At 54.4% G+C, this 15,259-nt stretch carries 12 protein-coding genes; all 12 read left to right on the forward strand.

Annotated elements, in window-relative coordinates; translation table 11 throughout:
• Window positions 1-41: 41 nt before the first annotated feature.
• The 12 genes from EHT25_RS30590 to EHT25_RS30645 all read left to right on the forward strand — a co-directional run bounded on the left by EHT25_RS30590 (window position 42) and on the right by EHT25_RS30645 (window position 15,207).
• A complete protein-coding gene (locus tag EHT25_RS30590; RefSeq protein ID WP_124879257.1) occupies window positions 42-1,841 on the forward strand; it encodes a hypothetical protein in 1,800 nt (599 codons plus the stop codon).
• Window positions 1,838-3,538, forward strand: coding sequence for a hypothetical protein (locus tag EHT25_RS30595; protein WP_124879258.1), 1,701 nt, complete (start codon window positions 1,838-1,840; stop codon window positions 3,536-3,538). Before EHT25_RS30590 ends, EHT25_RS30595 begins: the two co-directional genes overlap by 4 nt.
• A 52-nt stretch (window positions 3,539-3,590) precedes the next feature.
• Window positions 3,591-5,228, forward strand: a complete 1,638-nt coding sequence (locus EHT25_RS30600; protein ID WP_124879259.1) for a glycoside hydrolase family 32 protein — start codon at window positions 3,591-3,593, stop codon at window positions 5,226-5,228.
• 199 nt (window positions 5,229-5,427) lie between these two features.
• Window positions 5,428-6,633, forward strand: a complete 1,206-nt coding sequence (locus tag EHT25_RS30605) for a sialidase family protein (RefSeq protein WP_124879260.1) — start codon at window positions 5,428-5,430, stop codon at window positions 6,631-6,633.
• A 44-nt stretch (window positions 6,634-6,677) separates the two neighbouring features.
• A complete protein-coding gene (locus EHT25_RS30610) occupies window positions 6,678-7,943 on the forward strand; it encodes an MFS transporter (protein ID WP_124879261.1) in 1,266 nt (421 codons plus the stop codon).
• Between the two features lie 11 nt (window positions 7,944-7,954).
• A complete protein-coding gene (locus EHT25_RS30615; RefSeq protein WP_124879262.1) occupies window positions 7,955-8,989 on the forward strand; it encodes a hypothetical protein in 1,035 nt (344 codons plus the stop codon).
• Window positions 8,990-8,994: 5 nt separating this feature from the next.
• Window positions 8,995-9,963, forward strand: a complete 969-nt coding sequence (locus tag EHT25_RS30620) for a dihydrodipicolinate synthase family protein (protein WP_124879263.1) — start codon at window positions 8,995-8,997, stop codon at window positions 9,961-9,963.
• A 35-nt stretch (window positions 9,964-9,998) separates the two neighbouring features.
• A complete protein-coding gene (locus EHT25_RS30625; protein ID WP_124879264.1) occupies window positions 9,999-10,898 on the forward strand; it encodes a HEAT repeat domain-containing protein in 900 nt (299 codons plus the stop codon).
• A gap of 19 nt (window positions 10,899-10,917) precedes the next feature.
• Window positions 10,918-11,841 (forward strand): Gfo/Idh/MocA family protein, encoded by a 924-nt coding sequence (locus EHT25_RS30630; RefSeq protein WP_124879265.1) that lies wholly within the window; start codon window positions 10,918-10,920, stop codon window positions 11,839-11,841.
• A 1-nt stretch (window position 11,842) separates the two neighbouring features.
• Window positions 11,843-12,634, forward strand: coding sequence for an SDR family oxidoreductase (locus EHT25_RS30635; RefSeq protein WP_124879266.1), 792 nt, complete (start codon window positions 11,843-11,845; stop codon window positions 12,632-12,634).
• A gap of 330 nt (window positions 12,635-12,964) precedes the next feature.
• Window positions 12,965-13,723: an acetylxylan esterase gene (locus EHT25_RS30640; protein WP_124879267.1), complete on the forward strand. Its 759-nt coding sequence runs from the start codon at window positions 12,965-12,967 to the stop codon at window positions 13,721-13,723.
• 41 nt (window positions 13,724-13,764) lie between these two features.
• The gene (locus EHT25_RS30645) at window positions 13,765-15,207 is read left to right on the forward strand and encodes a family 43 glycosylhydrolase (protein ID WP_124879268.1); all 1,443 of its coding nucleotides are present in this window, start codon (window positions 13,765-13,767) and stop codon (window positions 15,205-15,207) included.
• Window positions 15,208-15,259: the final 52 nt, after the last annotated feature.

Consider the following 15,259-nt stretch of genomic DNA (forward strand, 5'->3'; position numbering starts at 1 on the left):
GAGCGTACAAAACGGTTTTACAATACTCAATGGCATTCAGCATGAATTATCGCAAGTGTTTTTTTCTGGTCTTGGGTTTAGTTTATACGGTTTCTGTCGGTGCAACGGGTGGAAAGATTGCGGATTCTACTAAAAAACCGGCCATCGCCGATTCGAGCCAGACGTCCCGCGCCAAAAAGCCGAAGAAAGAAGCTACACCGTTTCTATACAGTCCGCAGGCGGCTCCAAGTCCAAAACTGCTGTTTGATTATTACCACCGCAAAGGGCCCAGCACCAAGGTCGGCAACTACATGGTGACGGGGGCCTGGACGACCATCAACGGCCGCTACGGCTGGGACGATTTTGTGCACACCAATTCCTTCGACCCGGTTTTTGTGGCGCTGGAAAAAGAGTATGCCATTTCGATGGCGCAGGAACCGTATTCCGACGCGACGCTGGCCACGAAAGACGCCGTGGTCATTGTTAATCCCGACAACCCGAAACTCGACCCCACGGCCAACGTCCTGACCGATGCCGAGATTGCGATGCTCCGGCGGTATGTCGAGAAAGGCGGCAGCCTGATGGTCATGATCAACAGCGGGGGCGAAGGCCGGGCCGCCGAGGATTTTGAAGACGTTCAGTTGCGCAAACTGGCGCGCGGTTTCGGCCTCGACTGGAACAGCGACGACACCCATTATTCCGACGTGTTCATTGGCGAAACCCACCCCTATTTCTACGATGTGCCCATTTTTCACTACGGCTCGGGCTGCACGCTCAAGATTTTGCCGGAAGCGAAAAATCCGACGGTTTTAATGCAGGTTGCGTCCGATGCGGGTTATCCCGACCGCAACGTCAAAGGTCCCGGAATTGTGATGACGCGGCCCGGCAAAGGCAAGTTTATTCTGGTGGGTGACAACGGTTCCTGGACCGGCAACATGTCGCGTCCCTGGGCCGAGAACGAGCGGATTCTCAAGCAGTTGTTTCGGTACCTGAAACCGGATCAGGGTGTCAAAACCCCGCAATTACCGGCCGACAAATCGTTTCAGTACGAAGTGACCGTGGCCGAATTGCAGGGTATTCCGGTTACCAATACGCTCAAGGAAATGGAGCATCCGCACTTCAAGATGTTCTCACCCCGACCGGCCACGAACATGCCGTACCTGGAAGCCACGGCCGACCTGACGCTGAAAGTGGGTAAACACGGCCCCGACGAAGCCGCCCCGCTGACCGCCGACGTGAACGGTTTTCGGTGGTTCGAGGAAACGCCACAGGAAAAACAGCAGATTCAGATGGTCGCCAGTCGGCAGGGAAAAGTGAGCCAGCTTGTTGCCAAAGGCCAGGCCGCCCGGTGGCTGGCGCCGGATGTATCCATTCTGGTGCCGCTGTTGCCGGTCGACGGAATTCGGCCGGGCGATCACTGGGAAAGCATTGAAAATGTGCGGGTTCCGATGCTGAACGGCACGGATTTGCCCCCGCTCAAACCGACTCCGATGAGCCTGACGTACATTGCCGATACGGAACTCAACGGTCGGGCGTGTCGGCTCATTCGGGCCACGGGTGAACGCTGGCTCAGTGATCTGGGTGTACGGGTCGAGGAGTTGCTGCCCGACGAAGAGGTTCGGCAGGTGGGCGGTTCGCGCTACCGGTTTTTCAACGAACACGGCGGCAAAATTCTGTACAAACGCGAGCAGTGGGTGGATCGGGAAACCGGGACGGTGATCAAGGGCCGGGTGCAGACGCGGATTGTCGCCTGGATTCAGGACAAAACCGTTCCCGTCGGCAGCAGCAACGCCGTCAAAGACCAGCAAATGATCGTTTCGATGGCCCACAGCTCCACCTTTACTCTGAAGGAAGCAAAATGAGGAAACCGATTTCCCGCCGTGAACTGATCAAAAAAACCGGTGCGTTGAGCACAGGTCTGGTAGTGGGGCCATTTCCGCTCACTGCCCTCAGCCGGGCGGCCGGTGTCGGTAACACAAAATTGTCGGATGTCAATGACACGGACCTCAAAGGGGCGATTACGCTCGGCTGCGAAACGATGAGCAACGTGTTCAACGCCGATGACAACGACATTCCTTACTTTGGATCAGCGATCTCGACGGTCGGCGGGGAATCCTATTTCCGATTCAGCAGTACCCATACCGAATCCCACATTCCCGGTCGGCATCTGAATGCGCTTTTGAATGCTGAAAATGCGATTGGCTACAAAATTGCCCCGGGCGTGATCGAAAAACACGCCAAAGCCGCCTTCTATTCCTACAGTGGCGCTATTCCGGTTCCGCTCAACCGCGACAAAATTGGAGGATCATTGATTCGTTTTGCACCGCACAACATTCGCGAAGGGTTCCACGCCCTGTATGCGTTGGCAAAGTACCGGAATTCGGAGGAAGCCCGGGAAACCGCCCGCAAAAGCATCGACTTTATTCAGAAAACCTGGAGCCCGGAATCAGGATGGGACAAAGATGCCATTGAAAAGCGGGGGGTCCTGCTCATCGAATCGAAGTCGCCCCGCTCCCATTTTGTCACCGGTTTGGGCCGGGCTCTCGGACCGCTGGTGAAATATTACCGGGCAACGGGTTACAAACAAGCACTCGATCTGGCCATCGCCATGAAAGACAAGCTGTTGCGCGATCATTTCTACGAAGATGGGAGCTTTTCGCTGGAGCGGTTGGGCAGTCATCCGCATTCCATTACGTGTGTGCTGTCGTCGCTGGCCCAGTTGGCAGACCTGACGTCGGATCGCCCATTGATGCTTCGGGTAAAGGCATTTTTTGACAAGGGACTTTTACAAATTAGCGACGAAATTGGCTGGTCGATCGAAAATTGCGATCCGGCTTCCAGCGCCAATCCTGACCGGGGCGAAGTGAACAATACGGGCGACATCATCGAAACTGCATTGATTTTGGGAAAATCCGGTTTTCCGGTTTATTACCAGAAAGCCGAGCTGATGCTGCGGGCTCATGTGCTACCCAGTCAGTTACGGGATATTTCGTTCATCAAGGAAACGGCTAATCCGACCAACGAGGACGCCAAACGGGACGTCGCCCGTCGGCACCGGGGTGCTTTTGGCTTCCCCGCTCCCTACGGCCACAAACCGGCCGGTTTTCCGGCAGAAATCTCATTCAACATGGACATCGTGGGCGGAACCGTCGGCTCGCTCTGCGAAGCGTACCGGGAAATAGCAAGCGTTTCAGCAAGCGGTATTCGGATTAATCTGTTGTTTGATTTCGAATCGGATGCGATTGCCATCGAATCGCCCTATACTCATCCGGCCCTCAGGATTCGGGTTAAAAAACCAGCTTCCTTATGGGTCCGAATCCCGGCCTGGGCCGACCGAAATTCATTGGCCAGGTCGTTGAAATCAGCCTCCCTAAATGGCGATTATCTGCATTTCCTGACGCCACCCGTTAATGAATTCATCACCCTACCATTTCCCCTCCCCATCCGGGAACTAACGCTGAACCACCGCACCCGGGCAATTCGGGTTCGGCTGAAGGGCGACCGGGTGGTAGCAATAGATCATTTCGACGCGGATCTCACTTTTTTCGACCGGTTTTAAAAATAGCCCTTCCACAATGATCAAGTTCTTTCGGACCTCTTTTGGTATAGTTATGCAGAATCACGCTACACGACATACAGTATTGGGTTGCCTGCTGACGGGAATACTGCTTTCTCCATCGGTGAGTGCGCAGGAAAGCCGGGTGTCGAAAGTGCCGTTTTTCACCTTCGGAACGACGCTGGAAGAACAGGAAAAACAGCTAAAAACCAATCCGTTGCTGAAACGGTTTAAAGTCTCCAGCCAGGAACTCGCCAAAGATCACCACCGACCCACGTACCATTACGTCAGTCCGGAAGGCATCATGAACGATCCGAACGGCTTGTGTTTCTGGCAGGGTCGCTGGCATATGTTCTACCAGGGTTTTCCGCCGGAAGATCCGCGCGTCCATTGGGGCCACGCGGTCAGCACCGACCTCATTCACTGGCGCGACCTGCCCTACGCCATTTATCCCAACCCCGAAGACCGGGTGTATTCGGGCTCGACCTTCGTGGAACCCAACCGCGTGATTGCCATGTACCACGGTGTGGGTTCGGGCTCAATGGTGGCCACTTCGTCCGACCCCCTGTTGCTGAATTGGTCCAAAGTAACCGGAAAACCGGTCATTCCGATTCCAAAACCGGGCGAAAAGCTGCCGTATAACGTCTTCGATCCGGCCATCTGGAAGAAAGGCGATCAGTATTACTGCGTGCTGGCTGGTCAGCGCCCGGTGGGGCCCGGCGGCAAATTGATTCGCGCCCTGTTTCTGTTCCGTTCACCGGATCTGGCCAACTGGCAGTATCTGCACCCGTTCATCGAAAACGATGGGTACGGGATGGTCGGGGACGACGGCGCTTGTCCGTATTTCTGGCCGATCGGCGACAAGGGAAAGTATATCCTCCTGCATTTCAGCCACATGAGTGGCGGCAAGTACATGCTGGGCGATTACGATCAGGTCAACGACAAATTCATCGTCACCGACGGCGGCAACTTCAATCACGGGCCGATGCTGCCCAACGGCGTGCACGCACCCTCGGCTTACCCCGACGGAAAAGGCGGAATCGTCACCATTTTTAATGTGAATGAGGGAAAAACGGACAAAACCTGGGGCCGGATTATGTCGTTGCCCCGGCTGCTGACGCTGGACGAAAACGGAAAACTCCTTCAGGAACCCATCGGCGACCTGGCCTCTTTACGGTCAAAAAAAGTAACCCTGGCCGAAACAGCATTGCCCGCCAATCAGGAAATTGTGCTGCCAACGGTTTCCGGAAATGCGCTGGAAATGCACGCGGTGATTGACCCCAAAAATTCCCCGACGATTGAACTGAACTTACTCCGGTCGCCGGGAAAAGAAGAATACACCCGGATTTTATTCTACAAAAACGGCGGTTTTTGGGACCGGTCCGAAGTCAAAAACGTACAATACAGCGCCATTTCCATCGATAATTCGAACGCTTCGACGCTGGAAGGCGTCCGCTCGCGGGTGCCGGAAACCGCTTCCGTGCTGCTTAAGGAAGGTGAACTCGTCGACCTGCGGATTTTTGTCGATAAAAGTATCGTGGAGGTTTTCGTGAATGGTCGGCAGTGCGTGGCGGTGCGGATGTATCCGGGTCGCAACGATAGCCAAGGCGTATCCATTCGGGCGCACGGCAGCCCGGCGACGCTCAAAACGCTGGAAGCCTGGCAAATGGAAAACCTGTTCGCCAACCCGTAAGATTGATACAATCATTCAAAAACCGCCCGGGCGAATGGCAATCCCGTCGATAACTTTGAAAAATAGTACAACAAATTGAAACAAAAGTAGCAGGATGACTAATCTACAAAACTTAATTTTGCATACGTTACATCGGGAAGAATAAAATAGCGATCAATTTCAAATTGATAAACGAAAATAAACACTCCTATCCGTACCCATGACCCTAAACCTGAAAAGTACCTGTTCGTTTTTCCTGCTGTCGGGCGTTATAGCCCTCGGCCTGACGTCGTTTGTTGCGGAGAACGCCCCTATCCCACAAACCACCAATGTTCCGCCCGCCCGGAAAGTCAAAGACTTCGTGATTTACCAGGACGAGCGGTTTTACGCGTCGTTTCCGTCGATCGTCAAAAAACCAAACGGCGAATTGTTGATTGCTTTCCGGCGGGCTCCGGAGCGGAAAGGGTTTGGCGAAAAAGGAACGAACCACGTCGATCCGAATAGCTACCTGGTGGGCCTGCGCTCGAAAGATGGCGAAAACTGGACGAAAGAACCGGAACTGATTTATTCACACGCTTTCGGTGGTTCGCAGGACCCGTGTTTGCTGCAGCTGAAAAACGGCGACATTCTGTGTGCCAGCTACGGCTGGGCGTTCCTCCGGCCCGAAGGCATGGCAAATCTGAAAAAACCGTATTTTGAAACAAGTGGGGCCGTTTTTCTGGGCGGTTACCTGGTGCGTTCGACCGACGGCGGCAAAAACTGGCAGGGACCGATTTACCCCACGCACATTGCGCCCGAAATCAACCTCAGCCCCCTCGGCGGAAAACCGCTCGGCGCCTATAACCGGGGCGCGTTATACGAAGGGAAAAGTGGCCGGATTTTCTGGGTCGTCGCTTCGAGCGATTCCAATTCCCCAAAAAAAACCTCCAACCATTTGATCGTTTCGGACGACAAAGGGCTGACCTGGAAGTATGAAAGTGTGGTAGCCATCGATGACAAAGTATCGTTCAACGAAGCTTCGGCCTACGAAACGCCCAAAGGCGACATCATCGGTTTTCTTCGCACGGCCAACATGGACGATCAGGCGTGTATTGCCCGCTCGACCGACGGTGGCAAAAGCTTTAAATGGGAGTCGATGGGTTTTCAGGGGCATCCGATGCAGGCCACGCGGCTGGCCGACAACCGGGTATTGCTGGTTTACGGCTACCGGCATAAACCCTTCGGCATCCGCGCCCGCATTCTGAACGCCGAATGTACCGATTATAAAACCGCTCCCGAAATCATCCTGCGGGAAGACGGCGGCAGCACCGATATCGGTTATCCGTGGTCGGTGCAACTCGACAAAAAACGGGTGCTGGTCGTTTATTACTTTAATCTGGACAACGGAACGCGCCACATTGCCGGATCGATTCTGGAACTGAACTGAATACCTCCCCTCCTGAAAGGGGTTGGAGCAACCGTTGAACTGTTATGAAAACCGATACACTTCCTGTTTCTCCCAAAACCGCCATCCTTCCGGCGCGGGCCTGGTTTGTCGTTGCGCTGCTCTGCGTGGTCGGTTGTTTGAACTACCTGGATCGGATCATGATCACGACGATGCGCGATTCAATCAAGGCGGCCATTCCGATGACGGACGCGCAGTTCGGGCTACTCACGGCGGTTTTTCTCTGGGTATACGGTTTTCTGAGTCCCTACGCCGGTTTTCTGGCCGACCGCTTCAACCGCAGCCGGGTTATTATCGGCAGTCTGTTCGTCTGGTCGCTGGTCACCTGGCTGACCTCCCACGCGACGACCTTTGAAGAGTTGCTGGCGACCCGGGCGCTGATGGGCGTCAGTGAAGCGTGTTACATTCCGGCGGCCATGGCGTTGATTGTCGATTACCACCGGGGAGCCACCCGCTCGCTGGCGACGGGCATTCACATTGCCGGGATCATGGTCGGGCAGAGCCTGGGTTTTCTGGGTGGTATGATTGCCGAAAACCGCGACTGGAGTGCCGCGTTCAGCGTTTTTGGACTGGTCGGCATTCTGTACGCCGTGGTGCTGGCCTTCTTCCTGCGGGATGCTCCCAAATCGGCAGAAACCAAAACCGTCGTTTCGAAACCCGCCGAAACCGTGCGGTTTGGCGAAGCCGTCCGAATCCTGTTCAGTAAACCGGCCTTTAGTATCCTGCTTCTTTTCTGGGCCTTGCTGGGCGTGGTCGGCTGGCTGATTGTGGGCTGGTTACCCACGTTTTATCAGGAACAATTCAATCTGTCGCAGTCGCAGGCCGGGCAATATGCCACCGGCTATTTCCACACCGCAGCGCTGGTGGGCGTGCTGACGGGCGGGGCGCTCACCGATCGCATCAGCCGCAACAATCCGCGTGGCCGGATTCTGGTCCCGGCCATTGCGCTTTGCATTGCCGCCCCGGCCATTTTTCTCGCCAGCACCACCGCCATTTTGCCGGTCGCCATTGTCGGATTCATCTTTTACGCCTTTACGCGGGTGTTCAGCGATACCAACATGATGCCGATTTTGTGCCTGATTGCCGACGAACGGTACCGGGCCACGGGCTACGGCATTCTGAATCTGGGCAGTTGCATTGTCGGCGGTTTGGGACTGTATGCCGGTGGCGTCCTGCGGGATGCGCAGGTGAGTTTCAGTCAATTATTTCAGGTTGCAGCGGTTTTGCTGCTGATCTGTTCGGCTCTTTTGTTTCTGCTCAAATCCCAAACTACCCTCAAGTCCGACGTGTAATTCAACCAACGATGAAAAAACTGCTGCTACTCCTAACCCTGACCGTTTGCCGTTCTGCGTCGATTCTGGCGCAGGACGGTTCTTTTCCTGAGTACGTAAAGGTCACCAAAATCTGGGATCAGCCGCCCCACAGCGCGTTTACGGATCTGGTGTTATTCAATAATGCGTTTTACTGTACGTTCCGCGAAGGGTTTTCGCACGTCGATACGACCAACAGCGGCAAGGTGCGCGTGCTGAAATCCAAAGATGGAAAAGACTGGACCAGCGTGGCCCTCCTCGCCATTCCGAAAATCGACCTGCGCGACCCGAAACTGACCATTACGCCGGACAAGAAACTGATGGTGACGATGGCCGGGGCGGTTTTTGCGTCGGTCAACAACAAGAATAAAGTGCAGCGGATTGCACCGATGGTTTCGTTTTCCGACCTGAAGGGCGCGAATTTCTCGGAACCGCAAAAATCGACTTTAGACCCGGCGATTTCGCCTTCGCTGGATTGGATCTGGCGCACAACCTGGCACAACGGAACCGGTTATGCGATTGACTACCAGGTTCTGACTGACGATAAATGGGTGATTTACCTGCTGAAAACCAAAGACGGCATCAAATACGACAAAGTTTCTGATTTGGAAGTAAACGGTAAGCCGAACGAATCGACAATCCGTTTCGATAAAACCGGGAAGATGTACGTCCTGATCCGGCGCGAATCGGAAGACCAGATGGGAATCATGGCGGAAAGTCCGGCCCCCTATACCAATTGGACGTATCACAAAATGAGCATTCGACTCGGCGGCCCTAATTTCCTGTTTCTGAACGACAATAAGCTGGTTATCGGCTCCCGGAATTACGCGTCACCGAATAAAATGGCGCTGTATTTATCGGATCAGAACGGCAATATCACCAAAACCATCCCGTTCCCGAGCAGTGGCGACGCGAGTTATCCGGGCATGGTCATTCACCAGAACAAACTCTGGGTTTCGTATTATTCGACGCACGACGGGAAATCGGCCATTTACCTGGCGCAGGTTCCCCTCGACAAACTTCAGTAGCGCCGATGCTGGCCAAAACCGCTTCCGTCAACCGCCCGCTCGAAGCCGCCGATATTCGCGGGATTTGGGCCACGCTGATGTTGCCCATCAACGAGGATGAGTCCATCGACTTCGGGCGACTGGAGGAGGAAATCGACCGGATCAGTGCGTTTGGCGTCGATGGCATTTATTCCAACGGAACGGCGGGCGAGTTTTACAACCAGTCCGAAAGCGAATTTCGGCGCATTCACCGGCTACTGGCCCGGCGTTGTCGGGCGGCCGGATTACCGTTTCAGATCGGCGTCAGCCACATGAGCCCCTGGATTTCGCTCAGTCGGCTGAAATGGGCGATCCGGCAGGAACCGGGCGCGGTGCAACTCATTCTGCCCGACTGGTTTCCACCCACCGAAGCCGAAATCATCGCTTTTTTAAAGAAAATGGCCGCCGTTTCGGCCGACGTACGACTGGTTTTGTATAATCCCGGACACGCCAAGGTGCGGCTGACGCCCGAGCAATTCGGCCGGTTGAAAGACGCGGTTCCCCAACTCGTCGGCGTTAAGGTGGCCGGAGGAGATGCGGTTTGGTACGAACAGATGCGGAAACACATGGCCGACCGACTGGCGGTTTTTGTGCCGGGCCACCGGCTGGCGACCGGTTTTCGGCAAGGAGCGCACGGTTCGTATTCGAACATTGCCTGCCTGCATCCGCAACTCGCGCTGGACTGGTACCGGCTCATGCAAACCGATCTGGCGCAGGCGCTGGACTGGGAAAAAGCGATTCAGCACTTTATGAATGACCACATCATTCCGTATATTCTGGAACAGAAATACCCTGATCCGGCCTGCGACAAATTTCTGTCCGTCGTTGGCGGCTGGGCGAATGTCGGTTGCCGGATGCGCTGGCCGTACCGTTCCATTCCGGAGGCCGGGGCCGAAGCCGTACGGGCCGCGGGCCGAATAGTAATCCCGGTTTTTTCAACCCTTGTTACCGAATGAAACCGTTACGAACCTTGCTAGTTACTTTTTTGCTCATGACGAATCTTACTAAACCCTTCGCTTCGGCCCAGCCCGTATCCGATGCGTTGCGCAGCCAGTGTTTGCAGGAATTGCGAACGGTTTTGCGAACGGAACAGGAATGGATCAAAGTCCACGCGGCCGAATACCTGCTCTGGATCGGCGAACCGGCTGGCGTTCAAGATGTTTATCTGGACGAACTTCAGAAGTTTTCCACGAAAGCGCCTTACCGCATCGGTATCTGGCGGGTGTTGGCGCAGGCCGCTACGACGCCGGATGAAAAGGAAAAATGGACCGATCCAATTGCTGCGGCCTTTAAAGACCCCAACGGCCCCGACCGCATTCATGCCGCCGAAACGCTGGCCAAACTCGGCATTTCACCCACCACGGTCGATGCCGAAGCAGCCCGCAAAGCCATTTCTGGCGAAAACCGCCCCCTGTCGCTTTATACCCTCTGGGGCGCAACGTTATCAGATGCCAAAACCGCCCCCGCCAATCGCCGGAAATTTCTGGATCTGGCGCTGAACCGACAGGAAGAAGTGGCTCCCCGGAAACTGGGCACCTTTATTACCCGCCGGTTGGGCGGGCTGACTGCCGCTGAATGGAAGCAGCTGGCCGAAGCGGCTTTATCAGAACCGGTATCGTCGGCGGTTCAACTGAATCTGGTGCATGCGGCTTTGGTGACGGCATCGACCGAAGCAACCCGGTCAGAACCGTATCGACTGCTTCGGATCAAGATGCTGGCGGCTCAACAGTCTCCGGCCGTTGGCGATCAGCTGGAACTGGTGGCTGCGCTGGCCGAAACCGGTCTTCCGGTCGATGTAGCGGTTTTGACGCCCTTGCTGAAACACGAAAATGCGGACGTTCGCGCGGGAGCGGCTTATGCCATTTTGAAAATTGGAACGAAAAAAGGATAGGAATACAACCCAAAACACTGTGGTAAAAATTGGAATCATTGGCATGAGTGCGGGCAACGCCCACCCATACTCCTGGTCGGCTATCATCAACGGTTTTTTTGATCCGGAGGAAATCAACCGGGTGGGCTACCCCGGCGTGTCGGCCTACCTGACGGCCAATCGCGATTTGCTGGGTATTCCGGGCGCGCGGGTGACGCACGTCTGGGCGCAGGACCGGGCCATTTCGGAAAGCATCGCCAAAGCCGTTCAGGTCGAAAACGTCGTGGACGACCTGACGGAGCTGATCGGCCAGGTCGATGCGGTGATTCTGGGCCGCGACGATCCGGAAAACCACGTCGAAATGGCCAAACCGTTCATCGAAGCGGGCATTCCGCTTTTTATTGATAAACCGCTGGCGGGCAGTCTGGAAGACCTGACCTACTTTGCAGAGCAGGTGGCCAACGGCAAGTTTGTGATGTCGTGTTCGTCGATGCGCTACGCGACGGAATTGCGGGCGGTGAAGAACGAATTCAGCCAGTTGGGCAAGCTGCAACTGGTTACGGCGGTCGGCAAAAAAGACTGGATTCGGTACGGCGTTCACATGCTGGAGGGACTGTTCATGGTGCTCGATGACCCGACGCCGGTTTCCGTCCGGCACGTGGGGCGCGAGGGTGGCGACGTGGTGTATCTGGAATTCGCCGACGGATTGCAGGCCACTGTGCATCTGTTCATGGACATTGCCCTGACCTTCCAGATTTCGCTGTTTGGAAAAGACGGCTGGCGGCTGATCGAGGTCAAAAACTGGTTTGGGATGTTCCGGGATAACCTGATCGAGTTTGTCCGCTCGGTGGAAGAAAACCGCCCGCGTCTGGATTTCGTCAAAACCGAACGCATCATTCGGACGTTGCTGGCTGCTCACGAAAGTCTGGCCGATGGCGGAAAAACCGTGTACCTGAATTCCTAACATGGCGGATTTATTTGCCGATACATTCGGTTTGCAGGGAAAAGAAATCTGGGTAATTGGGGGCGCCGGGTATCTCGGGCAGGCCACGGTCCAATTGCTGCAGGCTGCGGGCGCCCGCGTGCTCTGCGCCGATCTGGAAAACCGGGCTTTCGATTTTGTTGAGAAGAGCGGTTTTGATGCTCAGGTAACACCCGCTACACTCGACATTCGGCAGGGATCGGCCATTTCAGCATTCGTAACCGAACAGATTCAAAACCGGGGAGTGCCGCACGGTTTGGTCAACCTGGCGTTTGCTTCCACCGGAAAAAAACTGGAAGAGCTGACGGAACAGGATTTCGACGAAGTGAACCACGGCGGACTGACGGCCACGTTTCTGCTGGCCCGGGCGGTCGGGCAGGAAATGGCAAAGCTGGGGCGCGGAAGCATGGTTTTGTTTTCGAGCATGTACGGTTCCGTCTCGCCCGATCCGGCGGCTTACGAAGCGCCGATGAACAAAAACCCCATCGAATACGGGGTCGGCAAAGCCGGGATTATCCAGATGACGCGCTACCTGGCGGTGCATTGGGGTCGGCAGGGCGTTCGCTGCAACTGTATTTCGCCCGGACCGTTTCCGAATCCAGCGGTGCAGCAAAACGAACCGATTTTTGTCGAACGCCTTTCGCAGAAAACCCCGCTGGGACGCGTCGGCCAGTCGCCGGAAATCGCGGGAGCGGTGACGTTCCTGTTATCGGATGCTGCTTCGTACATCACCGGGCAAAACCTGTTCGTCGATGGCGGCTGGACGAGCTGGTAGCTATTTCGAACTGAACGTGAATCGTCTCGTAGAGACGGAATGTTTATAGATCCAATTGCCTGAATATGAACCGCCTGCCGTAGGTAGGAAACTCCTATCAGCAACTTTCAGAAGCAAACCATCCGGACTTCCCGAGTCGAATACACTTTCCCATTTCTAAATCCCGAAAAACCGGTGGTTAGGAATGGGAAAGTGTCTTTTAAAGGGTTGAGGCATTCTTCATTCCCTATTTTTCACGCTCAATCTAGTTAATTCACACAACGCTGTTTGATAGGTTTGCCTATCTTACACCATATTTAGAAACAATACGCATTTCAAACGAAATCAACAATGGACAGAAACCACAAATACGTATTGCCCATTCTATCGTTTATTGTGTTAGCAGGATTACAAATCAGTAGCTTTACCGCTTTTGCCCAGGGACCAGGCCCGGGTCAACGACTACCTTTACCGCCCATACCCCTAAAAAGCGATACGACTCATACCCTATCCCAACACTTCACACCGGCCTCTGCCGCCCAAAAAGCACCCGATGCCAATGGCTTTATCCAACGATGGCTGGTGCTGGAACCTGTAAAAAAAGATATCGTCCGGAATAATATATTCACGGACAACTACCTTAAAACTGCGTTTTCGGCCGATAATTTTTCCGGCGATTACACCACCATTCCCAAAAATGGCGAAACCGTACGAGTAGGAACCCAGGAACTGAAGTGGTATGCGTTGGACAGCAAGGCTTTCAACTTTAATTTATACCATTTTACCTACGCCATCAACAAACCAAAATACGGAATCCTGGTCTGGCTCGTCACGGTCATCGATTGCCCCGAAGAAATTAAAAATGTCCGGATGGCCGCCGGATGTAATTCCGGTAGCCTGTGGTGGTTGAATGGGCAGGAAGCCTTGCTGCTTTCCGGCGACCGGGATATGATTGCCGATAATGGTACATCGGCTCGTTTAACGCTTAAAAAGGGTAAGAATATCATCCGTGGAGTCGTCATCAACGGACCGGGTATGGCTAATTTTTGTGTTCGTTTTTTAGATGAAAAAGGCTCGCCCGTAAAAAATTTCCGTATTCGTTACGAGTAACAGATCGTGGTCTGTTTAAGCGAATTAAAACCAATTAGTTCATGAAAAGAATAAAAGAAATCAGCCTGATATCCTTCTTCGTTTTATGGATAACCCAAACCGTACAGGCCCAGATCGGAAGACCCTTTATCCATGATCCCTCAACCGTCGCGGAATGTGACGGCAAGTATTACACATTCGGCACCGGCGGTGGCGGATTAATTTCCCATGATGGCTGGACCTGGCATGGTGGCGGGGTACGTCCGGGTGGTGGAGCGGCACCTGATGTCATCAAAATTGGCGATCGTTACCTGGTCATCTACGGAGCAACCGGTGGTTCGCCCAACCACAAAGGCGCTATTCTGACCATGTGGAACAAGACCCTGGACCCCAAATCTCCCGATTTTAAGTATTCAGAACCGGTTGTCGTGGCTACTTCGGATGGCTACGAAGAGAACGACGCCATTGACCCCGGTGTGCTGTTAGACCCCACGACCGGACGCCTTTGGCTAACGTACGGCACCTATTTTGGCTTCACACGTCTGATCGAATTAGACCCCAAAACCGGCAAACGCAAGGCAGGCAATAAACCGGTGGATGTCGCCATCGTCTGTGAAGCCAGCACATTAGTCTTCCGCGACGGTTGGTACTACCTGCTGGCCACACATGGCAGTTGCTGCGACGGAGCCAACTCGACCTACAACGTGGTGGTGGGTCGTTCGAAAAAAATAACCGGGCCATACCTCGATAATGTCGGCCGAAGCATGTTGCAGGGTGGTGGGAAGATGGTGGTGGCTACCCGCAAAGGGTTAATCGGCCCCGGGCATTTTGGCCATATCATCCTGGAGAACGGCGTTGAAAAAATGTCCATCCATTATGAAGCCGATTTAGAGCAGGGGGGCCGAAGCGTCCTGGGAATCCTTCCGGTGGTTTGGAAAGACGGATGGCCGGTTGCCGGCGAAAAGTTTAAAGAAGGCACGTATGAAATTGAATCCGTACGAAGAGGCTATGGCCTGGAATTGGCCGTTGATTTTACCCGAATGGCCGTTGGACCACGGGGGTTTGGCCAGCCGAACAATGAGCCGGTTAAGCCGATTCCGGCTCAGCAATTAGCCGATGTCATGAAAAACTGGCCAACGGGTACCATTCATTTGCGAATAGGCGACTACATGTCCCGGCCCCATCAGCAATGGACGATTACCGATGCGCCGGATACGACCGGCTACCTAGGCGGCCCCTATTATAAAATTGTCCTGGCCGGAACCGACCGGGCCTTAGCGGCAACTGCCGATGCCGAAGTGATAACCGTACCGGCATTTACCGGCGCACCTGAACAACTATGGCGAATCGATCAATTGACGGATGGCACCTATCGAATCCTGCCTAAAACCGTACCGGATTCAGGCAGGAAGGTAGCGCTGGTATCGTCTGGAGACAGCACACCGACCCTGGCAGAGTTTGATTTTAACAGCGATAATTCCAAATGGAATTTTAGGATTCACTAAAGAGATTCATGACTTAGTATGATGGGTAGTCGCTGTTGGCAAACGGCAGCAC

This window comes from Larkinella rosea (assembly GCF_003858635.1).
Classification (GTDB): Bacteria; Bacteroidota; Bacteroidia; order Cytophagales; family Spirosomataceae; genus Larkinella; species Larkinella rosea.

Coding starts and splice junctions, on each gene's coding strand:
- EHT25_RS30645 (WP_124879268.1), top strand. CDS start 13,765: ATGAAAAGAATAAAAGAAATCAGCCTGATATCCTTCTTCGTTTTATGG.
- EHT25_RS30620 (WP_124879263.1), top strand. CDS start 8,995: ATGCTGGCCAAAACCGCTTCCGTCAACCGCCCGCTCGAAGCCGCCGAT.
- EHT25_RS30610 (WP_124879261.1), top strand. CDS start 6,678: ATGAAAACCGATACACTTCCTGTTTCTCCCAAAACCGCCATCCTTCCG.
- EHT25_RS30640 (WP_124879267.1), top strand. CDS start 12,965: ATGGACAGAAACCACAAATACGTATTGCCCATTCTATCGTTTATTGTG.
- EHT25_RS30600 (WP_124879259.1), top strand. CDS start 3,591: ATGCAGAATCACGCTACACGACATACAGTATTGGGTTGCCTGCTGACG.
- EHT25_RS30590 (WP_124879257.1), top strand. CDS start 42: ATGAATTATCGCAAGTGTTTTTTTCTGGTCTTGGGTTTAGTTTATACG.
- EHT25_RS30615 (WP_124879262.1), top strand. CDS start 7,955: ATGAAAAAACTGCTGCTACTCCTAACCCTGACCGTTTGCCGTTCTGCG.
- EHT25_RS30605 (WP_124879260.1), top strand. CDS start 5,428: ATGACCCTAAACCTGAAAAGTACCTGTTCGTTTTTCCTGCTGTCGGGC.
- EHT25_RS30625 (WP_124879264.1), top strand. CDS start 9,999: ATGACGAATCTTACTAAACCCTTCGCTTCGGCCCAGCCCGTATCCGAT.
- EHT25_RS30595 (WP_124879258.1), top strand. CDS start 1,838: ATGAGGAAACCGATTTCCCGCCGTGAACTGATCAAAAAAACCGGTGCG.
- EHT25_RS30635 (WP_124879266.1), top strand. CDS start 11,843: ATGGCGGATTTATTTGCCGATACATTCGGTTTGCAGGGAAAAGAAATC.